Origin of the sequence: Chryseobacterium sp. YIM B08800 (genome assembly GCF_026163565.1) — a bacterium.
Classification (GTDB): domain Bacteria; phylum Bacteroidota; class Bacteroidia; order Flavobacteriales; family Weeksellaceae; genus Chryseobacterium.
On the sequence record NZ_JAPDKN010000011.1, the window covers coordinates 1 to 21,017 of the forward strand.

The 21,017-nt window shown below is 34.8% G+C and carries 18 protein-coding genes; 6 read left to right on the plus strand and 12 right to left on the minus strand.

From position 1 onward, the window contains the following. Positions 1 to 272: 272 nt before the first annotated feature. The gene (locus OEW74_RS05045) at positions 273 to 716 is read right to left on the minus strand and encodes an exosortase F system-associated membrane protein (RefSeq protein ID WP_265427465.1); all 444 of its coding nucleotides are present in this window, start codon (positions 714 to 716) and stop codon (positions 273 to 275) included. After that, positions 703 to 1,233: an exosortase family protein XrtF gene (xrtF, locus tag OEW74_RS05050; RefSeq protein ID WP_265427466.1), complete on the minus strand. Its 531-nt coding sequence runs from the start codon at positions 1,231 to 1,233 to the stop codon at positions 703 to 705. Before xrtF ends, OEW74_RS05045 begins: the two co-directional genes overlap by 14 nt. A 50-nt stretch (positions 1,234 to 1,283) precedes the next feature. On the opposite strand from xrtF, the gene OEW74_RS05055 reads away from it, so the two are divergent. The 6 genes from OEW74_RS05055 (at position 1,284) to OEW74_RS05080 (ending at position 5,366) form a co-directional block, all read left to right on the plus strand. Continuing rightward, positions 1,284 to 2,306, plus strand: coding sequence for an aminoglycoside phosphotransferase family protein (locus tag OEW74_RS05055; protein ID WP_265427467.1), 1,023 nt, complete (start codon positions 1,284 to 1,286; stop codon positions 2,304 to 2,306). Positions 2,307 to 2,347: 41 nt separating this feature from the next. After that, positions 2,348 to 2,752, plus strand: coding sequence for a GxxExxY protein (locus tag OEW74_RS05060; protein WP_265427640.1), 405 nt, complete (start codon positions 2,348 to 2,350; stop codon positions 2,750 to 2,752). 106 nt (positions 2,753 to 2,858) lie between these two features. Next, complete coding sequence (locus OEW74_RS05065) at positions 2,859 to 3,269, plus strand: RNase adapter RapZ (RefSeq protein WP_265427468.1); 411 nt, start codon at positions 2,859 to 2,861, stop codon at positions 3,267 to 3,269. Positions 3,270 to 3,366: 97 nt separating this feature from the next. Continuing rightward, positions 3,367 to 4,080 (plus strand): nucleotidyltransferase family protein, encoded by a 714-nt coding sequence (locus tag OEW74_RS05070; protein WP_265427469.1) that lies wholly within the window; start codon positions 3,367 to 3,369, stop codon positions 4,078 to 4,080. Between the two features lie 5 nt (positions 4,081 to 4,085). Further along, entirely contained in the window at positions 4,086 to 4,838 is a 753-nt protein-coding gene (locus OEW74_RS05075; RefSeq protein ID WP_265427470.1) for a TIGR00730 family Rossman fold protein, read from the plus strand. Positions 4,839 to 4,895: 57 nt separating this feature from the next. Continuing rightward, on the plus strand, positions 4,896 to 5,366 hold the full coding sequence (locus tag OEW74_RS05080; protein WP_265427471.1) for a DUF6702 family protein: 471 nt from the start codon (positions 4,896 to 4,898) through the stop codon (positions 5,364 to 5,366). A gap of 268 nt (positions 5,367 to 5,634) precedes the next feature. Here the strand turns inward: OEW74_RS05080 and OEW74_RS05085 are convergent, their stop codons facing one another. The 10 genes from OEW74_RS05085 to OEW74_RS05130 form a co-directional block, all read right to left on the minus strand. Next, positions 5,635 to 7,905 carry a T9SS type B sorting domain-containing protein gene (locus OEW74_RS05085; RefSeq protein WP_265427472.1) on the minus strand — a complete coding sequence of 757 codons (2,271 nt, stop codon included), beginning with the start codon at positions 7,903 to 7,905 and terminating at the stop codon, positions 5,635 to 5,637. Between the two features lie 199 nt (positions 7,906 to 8,104). Next, positions 8,105 to 10,360 carry a lectin-like domain-containing protein gene (locus OEW74_RS05090; protein WP_265427473.1) on the minus strand — a complete coding sequence of 752 codons (2,256 nt, stop codon included), beginning with the start codon at positions 10,358 to 10,360 and terminating at the stop codon, positions 8,105 to 8,107. 156 nt (positions 10,361 to 10,516) lie between these two features. Beyond that, entirely contained in the window at positions 10,517 to 10,993 is a 477-nt protein-coding gene (gene rnhA / locus OEW74_RS05095; protein WP_265427474.1) for a ribonuclease HI, read from the minus strand. Between the two features lie 77 nt (positions 10,994 to 11,070). Beyond that, positions 11,071 to 12,648 carry a replicative DNA helicase gene (gene dnaB / locus OEW74_RS05100; protein ID WP_265427475.1) on the minus strand — a complete coding sequence of 526 codons (1,578 nt, stop codon included), beginning with the start codon at positions 12,646 to 12,648 and terminating at the stop codon, positions 11,071 to 11,073. Positions 12,649 to 12,804: 156 nt separating this feature from the next. Further along, positions 12,805 to 14,916: a gliding motility-associated C-terminal domain-containing protein gene (locus tag OEW74_RS05105; RefSeq protein ID WP_265427476.1), complete on the minus strand. Its 2,112-nt coding sequence runs from the start codon at positions 14,914 to 14,916 to the stop codon at positions 12,805 to 12,807. A 111-nt stretch (positions 14,917 to 15,027) separates the two neighbouring features. After that, on the minus strand, positions 15,028 to 17,106 hold the full coding sequence (locus OEW74_RS05110; RefSeq protein ID WP_265427477.1) for a T9SS type B sorting domain-containing protein: 2,079 nt from the start codon (positions 17,104 to 17,106) through the stop codon (positions 15,028 to 15,030). 91 nt (positions 17,107 to 17,197) lie between these two features. Continuing rightward, positions 17,198 to 18,433, minus strand: coding sequence for an MFS transporter (locus OEW74_RS05115; RefSeq protein WP_265427478.1), 1,236 nt, complete (start codon positions 18,431 to 18,433; stop codon positions 17,198 to 17,200). Between the two features lie 94 nt (positions 18,434 to 18,527). Further along, complete coding sequence (locus OEW74_RS05120) at positions 18,528 to 18,890, minus strand: hypothetical protein (RefSeq protein WP_265427479.1); 363 nt, start codon at positions 18,888 to 18,890, stop codon at positions 18,528 to 18,530. 131 nt (positions 18,891 to 19,021) lie between these two features. Then, positions 19,022 to 19,402: a hypothetical protein gene (locus OEW74_RS05125; RefSeq protein ID WP_265427480.1), complete on the minus strand. Its 381-nt coding sequence runs from the start codon at positions 19,400 to 19,402 to the stop codon at positions 19,022 to 19,024. A gap of 12 nt (positions 19,403 to 19,414) precedes the next feature. Beyond that, the gene (locus tag OEW74_RS05130) at positions 19,415 to 20,923 is read right to left on the minus strand and encodes a GH3 auxin-responsive promoter family protein (RefSeq protein WP_265427481.1); all 1,509 of its coding nucleotides are present in this window, start codon (positions 20,921 to 20,923) and stop codon (positions 19,415 to 19,417) included. Positions 20,924 to 21,017: the final 94 nt, after the last annotated feature.

Here is a 21,017-nt window from a genome sequence, read left to right on the forward strand (position 1 = left end):
TTTAACCTAAAGAATTTGCATATTAACATAGAACATCGGGGCTATAAAAACCCAAACCTAACAGGTCTTTAAAACCTGTTAGGTTTAATTATGCATGAATTAAGGTAATGTGGTCAAGAATACTTGCTGTTTTTACGAGAATAATTCATTAATCTATACAAAATCATTCTTATAAATTTCTCAAAAACACTCCGGAAGAGTGATATCTGTGTAGCCAAAAATTAAAACGAACACAACGAGGCGATCCGTAGGAGCGCTATCTTAAATTAAAATTAATAATCTGAATTCCTCAACATCATTTGCTGTCTATAATAAAACAAAGGAATGATCAAAAGCAGAATCAAAGGCTGTATCACAAACCTTCTCATATAAAAAGAGAAAAGATGACCAATGTCAAATCTATCTGAAATACAATACAAATAAATAGGGAAAGTAATAACAAAAATAATTGTAATCAAAATGGCTCCTTGAATCGTCCATTCCTTATTTTTAAATAAAAAATGAATGATAATACATGAAAAAAATAGGTTTAAAATAAATCTGAAAACGTAGCTGATAATCAGTTTTCCCCACTCAAAATGAGGAAATGCAATTTGATAATCTGCTTCGTGAAAGTAGTTCAGAAAAGGATCATAGAAAATATGGTCTTCCAGCATTCTTACTGCGATGAGCCCGCAAATTCCGACGATAACTAAAAACCAACTAAGAATTTTCATTTTTCAAAGCAAAAAATTTAATCCAGACTAGCCAAAGAACAACCACGCTACCGTAAATGATGGCAGGAAAAACGTAATCGTGAGACATTTTGCCGTAATGAGGATAATCACTATAAACAATATTAAGACCCGCAATTCTCAATACATTCATGATGTGAAGTAAAATTAAACCTACGCCCACAAAAACAAATGTTTTAGCTCCCTTGTAGAATGCAAAAACAAAAGATAAAAACAAGATCATTACCGAAATTGCATTACAGCCTTCCACCATTCGGGTAACAAAACCGGTCTTTACATGAAACCAAATCTGTTGTTTGGGTACATCATCATACAAAGCCGATGGGTATCCTAATGTATTTTGTACAAACATCACCTGTTTCGCTACCATACGGGAAAAAGGATCAAGCCCCTGTTCTTTAAAACTGGTAAGATAAAATTGATACGCAAAAAGCAACACCAAATAAATGATGATAAAGCGCAGCAAAATCCCCAAAATAGGCTTAAAGTCTTTTAACATGCTGCAAAGATAGCAATTAGCATGTAAATTAGTATATTTGTTACCATATTATGACTTCTGAAAACGCAAAAAGATTTTTTGAAAACCATTTTGGTGAAAAATCAACTCAATTTGTTACGTTAGCTCAAAGCGGTTCTGCAAGGGTCAATTTTTTGGCTCAAAATCATATCGGGAAATACATTATTACCTATAACGAGAATATTTCCGAAAACGAAAGTTTTCTGTATTTTTCAGAGATTTTTTCTGAGTTAAATCTCAATACGCCAAAAATATTTTCTGTTTCAGGCGACCGCAAAATGTATATTCAGGAATTTTTAGGAGAAAAAACTTTTTCAGAAATCATTACCGAAGAAGGTTTGTCTGAAAATGTAAAGACTTTGGTAAAACAAACTCTTAAACAACTTTTTGAGCTTCAGGTAAAAACCAACGGAAAAATAGATTTCCAAAAAACTTTTGAATACGAAAGTTATGACGAGCTTCCGGTAATGCATGATTTGTATTACTTTAAAAATTTCGTTGCTGATGTTTTAGAACTTGAATATCACAAATCTTCTTTGCTGAAAGAATTTAAAGAAATCATTAAGCTGATAGAAAGCCTTGAGCCAAAAGGTATTATGATTCGCGATTTTCAGGCAAGAAATATCATGGTAAATAATCAAAATAAAGTTTCTTTTATAGACTATCAGTCAGCAATGAAGGGTCCTTTAATGTACGATGTCATTTCTTTTTTGTTTCAGGCTAAAGCTAATTTTCCTGAAAATTTCAAAAGCGAAATGCTTGAATTTTACATTCAACAGTTTGAAGACAAAGAAATTCAGCCTCAACTAAAAAATTCGGTAAAGCCGATTCAGATGATGAGGTTTTTGCAGGTTTTGGGAGCGTACGGTTTCCGTGGACTGATTCAGAGAAAACAACATTTCATTGCAAGCATCGATAAGGGCATTCAAAATATTACAGAATTTTCAGAAAATTGGGATCAGATGAAAAATTATCCGGAACTGAAAAAGGTAATTGAACAATTGGGCTCTGAAAAAGTAAAACTTAAAATATTAGAAATATTAAAGGTTAATTAAACCATTAAGATTTATTTAAGAAGTTAAGAATATTAAGAATGATAACGAAAAAAGAGGTCACTCAATTATCATACGAAATTACAGGACTTGCAATAAAAGTTCATAAGGCACTTGGTCCTGGTTTGCTGGAAAGTATCTATGAAGAATGCTTAAAAATAGAACTGATAAAAAATGGGTATGATGTAAAACAACAACTTTATACTACCATCGATTATGAAGGAGTAACTATTGAAACAAAATTAGTAGTCGATTTATTAGTCAACGATTTAATAATTGTAGAACTCAAAGCTGTGGAGGAAATACTCCCTATTCACGAAGCTCAACTTTTAACATACATGAAAGTTCTGAAAAAACCAGAGGGATTGCTGATTAACTTTTTCACAAATAATATCACCAAATCTTTAAAACCGTTTATCAACGAATATTTTAAAGAGCTTCCGGACTAAAAATTTTGATTTATCAAAATACCTTAATAAAACTTAACTTCTTAAATGAATCTTAATGGTTCAAAAAAGAAATAAATTATCAACAATCAATTATAAATAATAAAACATGCTACACATAGACATTCACAGTTTTTCATATAAAAAAGGAGGAATTCCCAAAGACAACTCTGGAAACGGTGGTGGTTTTACATTCGATTGCCGAGGAATTTTAAATCCGGGAAGAGTAGAAGAATATAAAATCCAGACCGGAAACGATATTGGAGTTCAGGAATATTTAGAAACAAAAACAGAGATGCCTCAGTTTTTAGAATTAATTAAAAACTTAGTTTCAATTAACATCGATAATTATTTGGGAAGAGGTTTTGAAAACCTGCAAATCAATTTCGGATGTACCGGAGGACAACACAGATCGGTTTATTCAGCCATCAAAATTGCTCATTTTATTGAAGAAAAATATGGTGATAAAGTAGAAATAAGTCTTCACCACGACGAGCAACACCAACTTAATCATAAGTAATAGGTGATGTGCAATAAGTAATATATTAGCTTCGCTATTATTATTTATTTACATTTTTTTAAATTACTCATTACCAATTACTCATTACCCATAATTTATGAAGGCATTAATTTTTGCAGCAGGAAAAGGCACCCGATTGAAACCTTTTACAGATCATCATCCTAAAGCTTTGGCTAAAGTGAATGACGTTCCGCTTTTGGAAAGAAATATAAAATATCTCAAAAGTTTCGGGATTACTGACTTTGTGATCAATATCCATCATTTTGGGGATCAAATTGTTACGTTTTTAAAGAAAAATGATAATTTTGGCTGTAAGATTGAAATCTCTGATGAGTCTGATGAATTACTGGAAACCGGAGGTGGTTTGATTTTTGCTAAAGAATTCCTCAATCATGGTGAAGACTTCCTAATTATGAATGCAGATATCCTTACCAAGATTAATATTGATGATTTTGTAAGCTACCACAAAGAAATCAAAGATTTTGCTACCTTAGCGGTTTCAGACAGAGAGAGTTCTAGAAAACTTTTGTTTAATGATGACTTGGTTTTACGAGGCTGGCTGAATGTACAGACAGGAGAACAACGTCTTGCAGAATTCAACAAGGGATTCAGACCTTTGGCTTTTAGCGGGGTGCATTGCATTAATCCTGTGATTTTTGATAAAATAAAGAGAACAGGAAAGTTTTCTGTGATGGAAGAATATCTGGATTTGATGCAGACCGAAAAAATTCACGGTTTTGTACACGACAGCATTTTAGTTGATGTAGGAAGACCAGAGTCTGTGATTGAAGCAGAAAAATATTTTAAATAATTTGAATGAAAACTGAAGGAACAAGAGACGAAAGTTTAGAAAATAAAGAATTAGATATCAACGAAACTAAATTACATAATAGTTTACGCGAAAAAACTTGGGACGAAACCATTACCAAAGACAGCTGGATGGTTTTTAAAGTAATGGCAGAGTTTGTAGATGGCTACGAAAAAATGGCCAGAATAGGACCTTGCGTTTCTATTTTCGGGTCTGCTAGATTGAAGCCTGAAAGTAAATATTACCAAATGGCTGTTGAAATTGCTGAGAAGATCACCAAAATAGGTTTTGGTGTAATTACAGGAGGTGGTCCCGGAATTATGGAAGCAGGAAACAAAGGTGCTTTCAATGCAAAAGGGAAATCAATCGGGCTAAATATCGACCTTCCTTTCGAACAACATTTTAATCCGTATATTAACAAACTGTATTCGCTGAATTTTGATTATTTCTTTGTAAGAAAAGTGATGTTTGTAAAATACTCTCAAGGATTTATTGTTATGCCGGGAGGTTTTGGTACATTAGACGAACTTACTGAAGCGATTACACTAATCCAGACCAACAAAATAGGGCAGTTCCCAATTGTTTTGGTAGGATCTGAATTTTGGGGCGGTTTACTGGAATGGTTTAAAGAAACTTTACTAAAAGAAGGAATGATTTCTGAAGGTGATCTTGATCTTTACCGTGTGGTAGACAGTGCAGACGAAGCGGTAGCTCACATTAAGGCTTTTTATGACAAGTACTCTGTGAACGTTAACTTTTAATTGGCATCAAATTTGACAAAATATATTTAGCAATATGCTGTAAATCTATAAATTGAGATGAAAAAATTTTTATATATATCGAGTGTTTTTACATTGATTATACTGATGAGTTTTTCTGTGGCAGACTTTTTTTCTTCCATGACAAAGGCAGATTATGTTGATGGAAGCAAAACGCTAAAGTTTACGATGAAAGTAAATACAAGCCATATTTCTGATGCGATTAAAATCAACAGGAATACCGCAGGCTTTGAAGCTGAAGTAAAACGATATGTAAATAATAACTTTGATGTATTTGTAAATGGTTCTCCAAAATCTTTAACTTTCACAGGAAGTCAGGTAAGCGGAGAAACGGTTTGGGTGTATTTTGAAGCCGGAGGTATTTCTGATATTAATACTTTAAAAATAAAAAACACGTTACTTTTAAGTGCGTTTCCTAAGCAAATAAACCTAGTAAGCATTGCGTATAAAGGAAACCAGAAAATGATGAATTTTCAGCGCGGAAAAGAGGTCAATGAAGTTTCTTTCTAAAAGAGATTTCAAATATGAATAACGAAACCATTGCTTTTGCAGTGGTTTTTTTGTTTTTTATAATGATGATATTTAATCGATAAAACTTTTCAATGAGGATTGGTATCTGACGATATTAAGCTTACTGAATATATTAGGTATTTCTTTTAATTCATTAAATCTTTAGATTTTAAATAACTTATAGATAGCAGCGAATAAAATTTAAAAAAAGAATCCATCTCACGGATGAGACAGATTCTTTAAAATTAAGTATAGTTTGAAAAAAAAATTATTCTCTGTTTTTTACAACAATCCAACCGGATAATTTTACCGGAGTTTTGGTTTTATTGTTTTCGTTCCATGTTACAGAATACCAGTAGCTTCCTGTAGGAACTTTTCTTCCACCTGCAGTTCCGTCCCATTTGTAATTATTGGTTTTGTCTCCCTGGTGAATTTTTGCTCCGTAACGGTTGTAAACACTAAATGTTAAATCTATTTTACTTCCCAATGCAGAGTAATCTATCACATCATTACGGCCGTCTCCGTTTGGCGTGATTACGTTAATGATATTAGGAACCGTAACTTCAGTTTCCATTGGTTCGCAATCGTAAGAGTCTTTTACGAAAATTTTGTGTACTCCTCTTGAAAGTCCTTTAAATACATTAGAAGCTTGCCAGTTTACATTATCTAAAGAATATTGGTAAGCTGGAGTTCCACCATTAGCATAAACCGTTATTGTTGTTGCAGCTACATCAACTGATGTAATTACGGGTTGCTCCGAAGCAAATACTTTTACGTTTTGAAGAGCGGTACAATCTCCTGTTTTTAGTTTTACCCAATGGGTTCCAACTCCTACGTTTGAAATGGTTTGAGTGGTTGCACCCGTGCTCCATTCGTAGCTATCAAAACCTGTTCCTGCATCCAATGTCGTTTTATCTTCTACACAGATGATTTTATCTTTTAAAACTGTAGAATATACAGGTGGAATTACCGTTAAAGTCACTTTTGCGATTGCATAACATCCGTTTGCATTGGTTACTTTGATGTAAACTACTCCGTTTGGAGCAATGTAAGGGTTGGTTGTTACAATCTCATTGCTTCCGTTGATGGCGTCTTGTAATGATGGGTAATATTTTTTTGTTACCCCGGTTTGTGTGGTTACTATAGCATTGGTAAGATTAAATGATCCCATTGCAACATTATCTTCCTGGAAACATGATCTAAGAGTTGTATCATTTACAACAACAACAGGGAAGTGATTAAGAGTAATAACTGCATTGTCTGTACATCCTTGTGGAGTGGTAACTTTTACGTGAACTGTTCCTCCGTTTGCTGAAGGGTAATTTGCCCAGTTTAGGATTTCACCAGTTCCTGCATTAAGGTTGGCAAGGGTAGGATAATATCTTTTTGTGACACCCGGAAGTGTAGTTACAGCAGCGGTACTCAAGTCGAAATAGGCAACTCCTGCATTGTTATTGTTACAAGCGCTTATCGTGGCATCATCTGCGGCAAACGGACTCGGATTTAAAATAATTCTTGCATCACCATTATCACATAAAGTAGATGAAGGATCTTTTATAACTACAGAAATCGTTGTATTCCCAGAATATTGAAAATTCGTAGGAAAAGGAATAGGGGTGGGATTACCTAAAACATAATAAGTGATGATATAGTTTCCTGGGTTGTTTACAAACTGATTGGCATAAGACGTTAAATCTATAAAGCCGTTTCCGGTTGCAGGGTTTGTACATACAAATGGTGTAATGCTGTTTTGTAAAATTGGAACTTTATCAATGTATATTTTAGCATTTTTAATAGAATGTCTTGCGCTTGCCGCTCCTGTTCCTGCAGAAAAACCGAAATATCCCTGAGTCATACCAATTGCACCACCAGAAGGAGCAAAAGAAGTATCTGTAATAAGCACACCGTCTATTCTTATCTGGATTTTCCAGTTATTAATGTTACCCGGATCTACCTCACCATTTACTTCCACATGTTTATAATTGGCTCCTACAAAGGGTTGGGTAGGATTAAGATCTGCAGAGTGAAAAGTACTGTTTGCGGTCATATTGTATTCAATATTCGGGTTTCCGGCAGGTACATTGTTTGTACCATATAGAACGTGCACTTTACTCATTTGTCCTTCCGTAGAGTTGTTGAATATATCAAATGCAACCATTAATCCGTTTGCGTTTGCAGGGATTCCAAGTCCACCACCTGTTGTAAAGGTAGTTGGAGGATTAGAAAGATACCAGAATGTAAGACCGTCACCTCTTCCGTAAGAGGTTGTACCGTTTCCGTCTATTCTGAAATCAAATTCAACTTTCCATTTATCGCAATATCTAAGATTGATAGGATTAGACAACTTAATCGCACCAAATTTACTGGTTTGGTCAGGAGTAAGCTGTACAAAGTCTCCGGTTGCTGTTGCAGAAGGAACAATATCCCATCCTGTTGTATTGATTACGGGTGTGCCTGTGAGCTGATAAGTTTGGGCATTGATTTTAGTATTGAATATTGTTAGTATTAACAGAAAAGTGGTGAGTAAAAGTTTTTTCATACTTACTTTAATATTTATTATTTGGTAAAATTATTCGTTTTTTTTGTTTAAAATAAGGTTAAAAAGGTAAGGAAGTAGCTATTGAGTATTAAAAAATTATAGCTGGCTAAAATCTCTTGACTGCTTATTATTGCTTTGTTGATGAGGGTTTTGGAATATAAAAAGCACCACATTAGGGTAAGGTGGTGCTTTTTTAAGGTTACTCCCTATTTTTTACCAATACCCATCCGTCATATTTTGTCTGTGTATTGTTTTTGTCGTTTTCTGTCCAGGTTATAGAATACCAGTAAGTACCGGTTGACAATTTTTTACCTCCGGAAGTTCCGTCCCAAGTGTAATTTCTTAGTTTGTCTGCTTGGTATTTCTTATTTCCATATCTGTCATAAACGGTGAAGACAAGATTTTTCTTGTAAGCAAGAGCTGAATAATCAATGAAGTCGTTCACATTATCGCCATTTGGTGTAATTGCATTGATAAGATTCGGAACTGTTACCTGAATGTGTGTAGGGTCGCAATTGTAAAAATCTTTCACAAAAATTTTATTTTCACCTCTTGGAAGTCCGGTAAATACATTAGAATCTTGCCAGTTGATTCCGTCTAAAGAATATTTGTATGGAGCAATACCACCGGAAACATTCACAGTAATGGTATTGTTAGTAATGTCTATGCTTGAAATGACTGGGTTTGTTGCTAGTTTTACAGTTACAGCCTGTAATGTGTAGCAGTTTCCTGTTTTTAATCTTACCCAATAATCTCCTACTGCTACGTTTGTAATAGATGAAGTTGTTGCTCCGGTGCTCCATTCGTAGCCATCAAAGCCAGGTCCTGCGTCTAAAGTTGTTCTGTCATCAATACAGATTGTTTTATCTTTTAAAACAGAAGATCTTACAGGAGGAATTACTTTCAACGTTATTTTTTTAATAATATAACAACTGTTGGTACTCGTTATTTTTACATAAACATCTGCAGATTGAGAAGTGTACGTTATAGGAGCGACGATTTCGTTGGTTCCTGCTAATGCATTTGCCAAAGTGGTATAAAACTTTTTAGTAATTCCTGCTTCAGTAGATACATTTGCAGAGGTTAGATTAAATAATGCAGATGTTGGAGTTGCCTCAATAAAGCATGATTCTAATATAGCATCAGTTGATACAGGCAAAGGATAGAATACAAGAGTAATCTCTGCATTTCCGGTACAGCCTTGAGGTGTGGTTACTTTTACATAAACCTTTCCTGGAGCTGAAACGTAAGTCGTAGGATTTGTGATTTCGTTAGTTCCTGCATTTAAATCGGCCAACGTTCTGTAATATTTTTTAGTAACACCGGGAACTGCTGTCACGTCAGCCGTAGAAAGGTTAAATGTTGCGGTAGGCGCACCATTATTGTTACATGCTGAAAGCGTTCTGTTATTGGCTGTAAACGGAGAAAGAGTAAGAAGGATTTTTCCGTCAGGATTATCGCAAAGGATTGCACTATTATCTCTGATAACTACACTTACTGTTGTATTGGCATTAAACTGATAATTAGTAGGTGTTGTAATAGGCGTACCTCCAACAGAATAAGTGAAAGTATAGTTAGCCGGATTTGCAACAAACTGAGAATTGAATGAAGTTAAATTCACTGTGCCAAAACCTGTTGTAGGATTTGGGCAAAATGTTTGTGTAGCTGTAGGCTGTAGCAGGCTTACTTTATCAGTATATATTTTTACATTTTTAATAGAATGTCTCGATCTGTTACCACCTGTAGAAGCAGAAAACCCGAAATATCCCTGAGTCATTGTAGCAGCTGCTCCGGAAGCGGTAAATGGTTGATTACAGATTTGAGTTCCGTCAATCATTATTTTTATATTCCAAGTATTAGGAATCGATGTATTTACTTCAGCAGTAACCTCTACGTGTTTATATGTAGTTCCCTGAAAAGGTAGGGTTGTATTCATATCCGGCGAGTGAAAAGAGCTTCCCGCAGTGTTGAAGAATTCTACATTGTTGTTGTCTGTAGTGTTTGCAACTTGTCCGTAAGCAACGTGTACTTTACTCATTACGGCAGTAGTAGTATTGTTGTAAGTGTCAAAACCTACGATAAGACCTACAGCATTTTGTGAAACACCAAGACCAGATCCCAAAACACTTGCTACAGGCGGATTTGCAAGATACCAAAATGCAATACCATCTCCATTGGCTGTTTGGTTAGAATCCATCCTGAAATCGAATTCTACGCGCCATTTATCGCAATATTTTAGGTTAATAGGATCATTTAACCTGATCGACCCAGATTGATTGTTGGTGTCCGGAGTTAACTGAATAAAATCACCTCCTGTTCCTAATACAGTTGGAGAGACCATTGTCCATCCTGTTGTGTTAATAGGAACTCCTGAGAGCTGATAAGTTTGAGAGGAAAAATTTCCGGAAATACAAAGTACAAAAAGGGTAAAATAAAACAGTAATTTTTTATTCATTTATTATAATACTTTTATTAGACGTGTAAAGATATTAAATCTCTACTAATAAATGAATATAAATAGTTAATTATGTAAAATAAAGTATATTTTATGCAATAAAAAATATTAATGATAACGAAAAGTTGAATATGATAAGCTTTATCTTAGTTTAATTCAAAATAAGGAATTGTTTTCTAAACCCTCAAAATACGTGTCTACATCGAGGTTTTCAGAATTTGCAGCAGCTACTGCGAGTTTATCACAAAGCTCGTTTTCAAAATGTCCGGCGTGACCTTTCACCCAATGCATTTTTGGTGTATGTTGATTAAAAAGTACGACAAATCTTTTCCAGAGGTCAGGGTTTTTTACATTTTTCCAGCCTCGCTTAATCCATCCTGAAATCCAGTTTTGGTTGATGGCATCAGAAACATATTTGCTGTCGGTAAAAACGTGAATATCATTTTCTGTTGATTTCAGTTTTTCCAATGCGGTGATTACAGCCAAAAGCTCCATCCGGTTGTTGGTGGTTTTTCTGAAACCTTTAGAAAATGTTTTTTGATAGTTTTTTTCAGGAACACGCATCAAAATTCCGTAACCTCCTTTTCCGGGGTTTCCGCTGCAGGCTCCGTCAGTGTATATTTCAATTCTCATTGAGGTTGAGGCTAAGGTTTAGGTTAATTGTTATTTAGATTAAATTTTTACCTTAACCTAAATCTTAACCTTAATTATTAAAACGGAAAATCTTCTTCGTCATCAAGATCATTCATAGAAGATCCCGAAAGTTTAGAATTGTCTGGTAAATCAAACGCTGCTCCTGGTTGTATGGTTGTTTTAATTTTTTCAAAACCACTTGGTTCACCAAATGTAGATGAATAATCCATTCCATTGGTTGCTTCCTCGATATTTCCAAATTTTGCAAAATGCTTTAGGAAAGACAATCTTACATCTGCAGTAGCACCGTTTCTGTGTTTTGCAATAATTAATTCTGCTTGGTTTTCGGTAGAAGTTTCTGCTCCATCTTCATCATTGTCCCAAACAGTAATTTTATAATATTCAGGTCTGAAAATAAATGAAACGATATCTGCATCCTGCTCAATTGCTCCGGATTCCCTTAGATCTGAAAGCTGAGGTCGCTTTCCGGGACGGGTTTCTACACTTCTCGAAAGCTGAGAAAGTGCAATTACAGGTACATTTAATTCTTTTGCAATTGCTTTTAATGAACGAGAAATCATTGATATTTCCTGTTCACGGTTTCCGCTGCCTTTTCCACCGCCTCCTGCAGTCATTAGCTGAAGGTAGTCAACCATGATGAGTCTTACTCCATGTTGCATTACCAATCTTCGGCATTTTGCTCTAAAGTCAAATATAGAAAGGGAAGGAGTTTCATCAATATATAAAGGTGCGTTTTCTAATTCTGATACATTGGAAAATAGTCTTTGCCATTCTTCGTCGTCCAATGTTCCTTTTCTTAATTTTTCTGATGAAATTTTTGTTTCGGAAGCAATCATCCTTGTGATGAGCTGTACCGATGCCATCTCTAATGAGAATAGCGCCATCGGGATTTTGTATTCTACGGCAATATTTCTCGCCATTGAAAGGATGAATGCTGTTTTTCCCATCGCAGGACGGGCTGCAATAATAATAAGGTCAGAATTTTGCCAACCTCCGGTTTCTTTATCCACATCTCTAAATCCTGATGGTACACCGGAAATACCTTCTTTGTCTTTTAAAGCTTTAATGATGTCAATAGCTTCTTTTACTAAAGTATTGGCAGTATCAAATCCTTTTTTGATGGTTCCGTTGGTGATTTCAAAAAAAGATTGTTCAGCTTTATCTAGAAGTTCGAAAACATCGGTAGATTCTTTATAAGAATTGTCAATTACGTTTGCCGAAACATTAATTAAACTTCTTAAAATATATTTTTCAAGAATTACACGTACATGGTATTCGATATGGGCAGATGAGCTTACTCCCATCGTAAGCTCGATGATATAATGATCCCCACCTGCAGAACTCAATTTGTCTGTTTTTCTCATTTCCTGAATAACAGTCATAATGTCGACAGGGTGATTTCCTTCGTATAATTTTAAGATGACAGAAAATATAACCTGATGTCTAGGATCATAAAAAACTTCAGGAGTAAGCAGGTCGATAGAATGATCAAGCCCTTTTTTATCAATTAAAAAAGTACCAATTACCAATCTTTCAAAATCTATTGCATTAGGAGGCATTTTTCCATCTGCAATCGATAGTTCCCTTGCAAAGTTCCCCTGTGTAAGAGAAGAGAGTGTTTCTTTCTGCGCCATAGTGCAAAGATAGTTTTTTTAAAAAATAATCGGAAAATAGTATTTAAGAATTATTGTTGATAACTTTTAAAATATGTCTATCTATAAGAGTTTGGTTGTGTTAATAAAAAAATCACCCCATTGCTGAGGTGATTAATTATAATTGAGAAAAAAATATTATTCTCTGTTTTTTACCAATACCCATCCGTCGTATTTGGTTGGTGTACTGTTTTTGTCATTTTCATTCCAAGTGATAGTGTACCAATAAGTTCCTGTAGAGATTTTTTTACCTCCTGAAGTTCCGTTCCATTTGAAATTTCTTATTTTGTCGGCTTCATAGATTTTATTACCATATCTGTTGTAAACAACGAATAATAAATTCTTTTTGTAAGCTAATGCAGAATAGTCTATTTCGTCATTCACATTATCTCCGTTTGGAGTAATTGCGTTAATAAGATTAGGAACAGTAACCTGAATTTGGATAGGGTTACAATCAAATGAATCTTTTACAAATATTTTGTTCTCACCTCTTGGTAAACCTGTAAATACGTTAGAATCTTGCCAATTAATTCCATCCAGTGAATATTGGTAAGGAGCAGTTCCTCCTGAAGTATTTACTGTAATTGTATTATTTGTAATGTCGATACTTGCAATTACTGGTTGTTGTGAAGGATAAACATATACTTGTTGAAGAGTGTAACACTTACCGGTTTTTAATTTTACCCAATAAGCTCCTACAGCAACATTTGAAATAGATTGTGTTGTAGCTCCGGTACTCCATTCGTATCCGTCGAATCCTGAACCTGCATCTAAAGTAGTTTTATCTTCCGGGCAAATAGTTTTGTTTTTAAGAACTGATGATTTTACCGGAGGTAAAACTTTTAAAGTGATTTTTGTAATAGCATAACATCCATCATTATTTGTAACTCTTACGTATACATCATTATTTGTAGAAATATAATTTGTAGCAGGGATAATTTCGTTAGTTCCTGCTAAAGCATTCGCTTGAGAAGTGAAAAATCTTTTTGTAGTCCCTGTTTGAGATGTTACGTTAGCTTGTGTAAGATCAAAAGAAGCAGTAGTAATAGCACCTTCAATAAAACACGATTCCATCGATGCAGGTGTTACTACCACAACAGGGAAGAAGCTTAATGTGATTGTAGAATAAGCTGTACAACCTTCCACTGATGTTACTTTTACATAAATTGTTTTAGGAGCAGATACGTATGCTGTAGGGTTTGTAATTTGATTAGTTCCCGCATTTAGATCTGCCAACGTGAGGTAGTATTTTTTTGTTGCAGTTGGGTCAGCAAATACAGCCGCAGTTGTAAGATTGAAGGTTCCTGTTCCTGCGCCGTTATTATTACATGCTTGAAGGGTCGCATTATTTGGAACAATATTTCCTTGTCTGAATTTAAATTTACCTAATTGGAAGCATCCATTAATAGGATTTGTTGGATTGGCGGGGTCTGTATATTTAAGTCGATAATAATAAGTAGTAGTTCCATCTACCATTGTTACTGTTAAAGGATTTGCTCCTGTATTTGCATCATTATTAGAACTATGATAAGTAACAGTGAAGTTAGGATTTCCATTGATGATTCCTGCTGATAATGTTGTAAAGTCAAACTGTGTAGGTAAGGTACACTTTAAAATTTCATTAGGTTGAGTAGGGTCTGTTGCATTAGGTACTCCAGGAGCAATAAATGGATGAGGTGTTAAAGCTGGGTCAGAAAAAGCAGATGTTAAATTTGCTGTTCCACTCCAGTGAAGAGAAAATCCTGTAGTATTCCAACTGTGGTTAGTAATGATTAGATAATATGTTTCTCCAGCGATAACATCCATATAGGGACTCCATTTGTCATTGTTTCCATAATTTGTTGCAGGATTAGCGGGTGGAGGTAAGGTAAGATCCAAACCAGTATCTCCATTGGTTCCTGAATAATTACATCTTAAAGGTCTTACAAAAATATTGTTGGTGTGTAGAGATGTACAACCGTTGGTGGTTGGTCCATATACTGCAAAGTCATAATCTGTAGCAGCAAGATTCGGTGCAATTGTAAATGCAAGCGTACCAGAAGTTGCAATTGTAAATGTGTACCAAACAGAAAAACGTTCGTTTGATGCCAAACATCCATTTGTGCTTAACCCTTCTGCTATCAATCCGGCTCCATCAGGAGTATAGGGGATGTCAGAGTTGCCACAAACAGGTAATGCCGAGACACAATCTGATTGTGAATAATATAGCTGTGAAGTAATTAAAATAAAAAAAAGTAGTAGTTTTCTCATTTCTAAATGATTTTAATCACAAATTTAACAAAAATTTAATTAATTATACGATATATCATTTAAAATTGAAAAATCCGCTCAAAAAGCGGATTTTTCAATTTAATTTTTATTTTATTCTCTGTTTTTCAATAATACCCATCCAGAGAATTTAATAGGTGTACTTTGTTTATTATTTTCATTCCAGGTTACTGAATACCAGTAATTTCCTGTTGGAGCTTTCTTGCCTCCGTTGGCTGTACCATCCCACTTATATCCATTTGTTTTATCAGCTTGATAGATTTTTGCTCCATATCTATCAAAAATACTAAGGACTAAGTTTTGTTTTCCAGATAACGCAGAGTAGTCAATTACATCATTCATACCATCTCCATTTGGAGTAATCACATTTGTAATATTTGGTACAACTACATTTACCTGAATAGGTTCGCAATTGTAATTGTCTTTAACGAAAATAGTATAATCTCCTCTTGATAAATTGGTGAAAACATTAGAGTCTTGCCAATTTATATTATCAATTGAGTATTTATAAGGCGGTGTTCCACCAATTACGTGTACAGTAATTGTGTTGTTTGAAATGTCAATATTAGAAATAACAGGTAGTTCTGAAGCATAAACTTTTACAGTTTGTTTTACGGTACAGTCTCCCGTCTTTAATTTTACCCAATAAGTTCCAACTCCAACGTTTGAAATGGTTTGAGTGGTTGCGCCTGTGCTCCATTCGTAACCATCAAATCCAGTGCCTGCATCTAAAGTTGTCTTGCCTTCTGCGCAGATAATTTTATCTACCAGAACGGTTGAGTAAACAGGTGGAATAACAATTAAGTTTACTTTTGCTACATTATAACAACCGTTAGCATTAGAAACTCTTACATATGCGTATCCCGTAGGAGCAATGTGAGTTGCCGGAGTTAGTATTTCGTTGGTTTGGTTTACTGCATCTGCCATTGAAGGGTAGTACTTCTTGGTCATGTTCGCTTGCCCATTTACGATTGCTGTCGTAAGGTTAAACAATCCTGTTGATGGATTTGTTTCGATAGAACAAGCTCTTAAAGTAGCTTCGGTTACAATAATCTCAGGATAAAAATTTAATTTAATTTCTCCTATATCTGTACATCCAAATTGTGAAGTAACCAAAACAAAAACAGATCCTGCTGCAGATACATATTGGTAAGGATTTGTAATTTCACCAGTTCCATTGTTTAAATCAACAAGTGAAGGGTAGTATTTCTTAATAACCGTGGGGTCATTAATTACGTTGGCTGTAGTTAAATCATACATTGCCGTTCCTGCATTGTTGTTGTTGCAACTTGTTAAGGTGGCGTCAACTACATTTATGGCACGTTGTACAAATTTAAATGTTCCTGGCATTCTACACCTACTGATGGCTCCACCAGGCGCACTCGGATCGGAATAAGTAATTACATAATAGTAAGTATCTGTTGTGTTTACAGGAATAGATCCTAAAATAGGGTTGTTTCCACTGATCGCATCATTAGAATTCTTATAATATGAAACTATGAAATTAGGGTTACCATTGATAATTCCGGCAGATAATGTGCTGAAATTAAATACAGGAGGTTCAGTACAAACAATTACTTCATTAGGTGCGGTAGGGTTTGCAGCCGGACTTCCTGGCGGAATGAATGGGTTTGGCTGGAATGCTGAAGTAAACGGCGATACTAATGTTGCTGTTCCACCCCAGTTTAGTACAAATCCACTAGCAGATTGTGAGAAATTATCTACAACAATATAGTAGGTTTGACCAGCTACAACATTCAGAAACGAACAAAAAGGAGATCCTGTAGCATCTGATGAAGTATTCGTGTTGGTAAAATTTAATCCAGTAAGACCAGAGGTTCCTGAATAATTACATCTTATAGGTGTTCCTAAACTACCACACGATACATCTGGACCGTATAATGCCCAATCGTAATCATTAGACATTGTGTTGGGTACAATCATAAACGTTAGAGTTCCTGATGTAGCAACGGTAAAAGTGTACCAAATAGAAAAGTGCTCATCAGTTGTCATACATCCTCCTAAATCTTCCCTGATATCACCGGGACCGGTGGGAGTAAAAGAAATAGGTGTATTTCCACAGACCTGAACTGTTCCGCCACAATCAGAGCTTGATTGTGCAAAGATCATCTGGGAAATAATCATTAAAAAAATAAGTAGAGTTTTTTTCATTTTCGAAAAATTTGTTAATACAAATATAAAGAAATTATTATTTTTTCATTAAAGTTTTTATTATATATCAGAGTATAACGATAGAATACGTTTAATATTGCATTTTTCTCAATTTAGAGTTGGTACTTCCTACAATTAATGCAATGAGTACTGTCATGCTTCCTCCAAAAATTACAGACCGCACCACACCTAAAAGTTTAGCCATTAATCCGCTCTCAAACTGCCCCATTTCATTGCTCGACATGATGAAAATTGAGTTCACGCTTAAGACTCTTCCTCGGATGTGATCTGGTGTTTTCAATTGTACAATAGTTCCACGGATGACAACGGAAATCCCATCCAGCATTCCGCTTAGAACTAAAAACATAAAGGAAAGCCAATAGTAATGAGATAATCCGAATCCGATAATGCACATTCCGAAACCTGCTACAACAGCCAATAGAATTTTACCCTGATTTTTTCTTAAAGGAACTAAAGATAATGTAGTAATAATAATCATCGAACCAATATCTGAAGCAGCATTAAGCAATCCGAAACCTTCCGCACCCGATTTTAAAATATCTGTAGCAAAGACTGGAATCATCGCAACGGCACCTCCAAAAAGCACTGCAAACATATCAAGACAAAGTGCTCCTAAGATTTCTTTAGTTTTAAAAATATAAGCAATTCCTTCGCGCATACTTTCCATGACTTTGATTTCTTCCTTTTTATGCTCAGAAAATTGTTGATTCAGTTGCCAGAAAAACAGAGAAGCAACCAGTAAAAGCGAAACAATAACCACTAAAGTCCACTTTACGCCAAAAAAACCAATTAAAAACCCACCAATTGCATGGCCGCAAACTGAAGAAACCAAAAATGTGGCTTGGTTTAAAGTAATTGCATTCGGAAGGTTGACTTTCTTTACGATTTTAGGAATCATTGATGGAACAATTGGTCCGATAAAAGCTCTTGCGATTCCGGTAAAGAAAATAACGCCGTAAATGAAATAGGTGATTTCGTGACCTGTAAAATGAAGTTCCACATCAAAAAATGCTGGAATCATTAATAAACTGATGAGGAAAACGTAGACGTAATTGCAGATCAGGAGAAGTCTTTTCTTTTCGTTCATATCGATCACATGACCAGCATACAAAGCGCAACTTACTGCGGGAATTACCTCAGATAACCCGATAAGTCCGATAGAAAAAGGATCTTTAGTTAATTGATAAACCCACCATCCGAGTAAAGTAGCGAGCATTCTGAAGGCTAAAACAATAAAAAATCTTCCCGTAAGAAGATTTCTGAATTCTACATTTTGTAATGTTTTGAGCGGTAATAAAGAAATCATTCCACAAAAATAGCCCTAAATATTCATTTAAGGCCATCGATATTTTCAGTTTTCAAAAGATAAATAAAATACCTTCTGAAAGATATTGTCTATTTTAGTCAGCTCTCAAAGAACCTACTACAATGGCAGCAGCAGCGGCAGCACCAATTACAACAGCGCCTCCAGCAACTCTTGCTTTAGATCTGTCTTTTACAGCAGCAACATTAGATTTAGGGATGATTATTTCTGTACTGTCTTTTTTTCCTGCGGTACCGATAATGTTGTCTCCATCAATGTTACGGAATAAAAATTTCTGTTTTTTAGTTCCGTCTTTGTGAGTAACGATGTAGATTTTACCCGCTTCAAGGTTAGAGTAATTGTTTTGTGCAATATCTTCGCTGTACTTTGTAGTTGCACAAGATGAGATTACAAATAAAGACGTTAATAATGATGATTTTAAAAGTACAGATGCTTTCATTATAATTTTTTAGTTTTTCAAATTTATAATTTTTTTTGAATATACGTTTTCATTAAAGGGGAAAATCTTATATTTTTTGTAATATTAAAGTAGAAAATGAAGAAATTTTATATTTGAAAGATTATTTTTTGTTAATTAATTAAACCTGTTCCAAACGCTGTTGCAACATCTTGTATATCATCAGTCGCATTTTTTATACCTATAACAAGTACAGTAGCGGCGGCAATTCCTCCGGCTGTGGCAACCACGGCGACTGCGGTTCTGTCCTTTCTTATTTCCGTAATATTGTTTTTTGAAATAGAAATTCTTTCTTTTTTTCTGATTCCGATGATGCTATCTTTAGAAATTGATGTGATAGTCATTGGGATTTTACTTCCGTCTTCTTGATGAAAAGTATATTTATTCCCAGCCTTTATATTTTTATAATTGTCAGGATTTTTTGTAGCGCTGTATTTTAGCGAGCTACAAGATGTAAATGAAATAACGACTAAAAGGAACAAGATTCTTTTCATAGAATGTGATTTTTATGGTGTCTTATTTTTATAAATTTTTAATAAATCTGCAATTTTTCTATCGTTTGCTAATCTTGGTATTTTATTTTGTCCGCCCAATTTTCCTTCAGATTTTGCATATTCCTGAAAAGCATTTTTTTGAAGCTTAGAGATATGGAGTTTCTGCAGAATGTTTCCTGAAATCAAATCATCATAATAAGTATTGCGTTTTCTCAACTGATCATCCAGTTCATTTTTAAATACATCTAGATTTTCAGGCTCTTTTTCAAACTCAATAAACCACTCGTGATAAGGTAAACCTTCTTCCGGATTTACTTCCGGAGCCAAATGAAATTCTGTAATCTGCGCCGGAAATTTTTCTACTGTGGCTTTTATCGCTTCTTCCACTTCAAAAGCAATAACGTGTTCGCCAAAAGCTGAAGTGAAATGTTTTGTTCTTCCGCTTACCAAAATTCTGTGCGGATTTTTATCAATAAACCTCACGACATCGCCTATAGAATACGCCCATAAACCGGAATTGGTTGTTAAAATTAAAGCATAGTCTTTATTAAGCTCAATATCTTTTAAAGTTAATCTTTGAGCATTGGGTTTTCCGTATTGTTCTAAAGGAATGAATTCGTAAAAAATTCCGTGATTGGTTAAAAGCAATAAACCTTCTTTGGTGTAATCATCCTGAAATGCAAAAAAACCTTCCGAAGCCGGAAACGTCTGTACAATATCTACTTTTCCGCCTAAAAGTTCTTCCATTTTCTCGCGGTAAGGTTCGTAATTTACGCCACCTGTAACGATGAGTTGAAGATTAGGAAAAATCTGCTTGATTTTTTTTCCGTTTTTCTCAATCAGTTTTTCAAAATACATAATCAGCCAAGGCGGAATTCCCGAGATCAAAGTCATGTTTTCTTTCTCGGTTTCCTCAACGATTTTATCTACTTTGGCTTCCCAGTCTTCCATCATATTGGTTTCCCAGCTTGGTAGACGGTTTTTCTGAAGATAATTGGGGATGTGATGCGCTACAATTCCTGAAAGTCTGCCGGTTTTTACTCCAAAAACTTCTTCCAATTCAGGGCTTCCCTGCAGGAAAATCATTTTTCCGCCTACAAAATCAGCGTTATTTTTTTTAGCAATATAATGGAAAAGTGCGCTCTGAGCTCCTTTCACCTGAAAAGGCATTCCTTCTTTAGAAATCGGGATATATTTTGAGCCGGAAGTTGTGCCGGAAGTTTTCGCAAAATATTCGGGAGTTTCTATCCACAGAATATCTTTTTGTCCGCGTTTTACTTTTTCGATGTAAGGCTTCAGATCTTCATAATCTGCAACGGGAACTTTTTCCTGAAAATCTTTTACAGATTTAATGTTTTCAAAATCGTATGTTCTTCCAAAAAGAGTTTTTTTAGCTGTGTTTAGAAGAGAAAACAATAATTCTTCCTGATTCTTTTCCGCATTTTTCTTGAATTCTTCTGCTTTTTGAACATGCTTTTTTGCCCAAATCAACGCTGCATTTTTCTTTAGAAAGTTTAACATGGTTCAAATTTATAAATAAGTATAGAATTCAAAGAATATTTTAAAATTTAAAAATAAAAAAACCGATGATCTAGGCATCGGCTTATTGAAAATT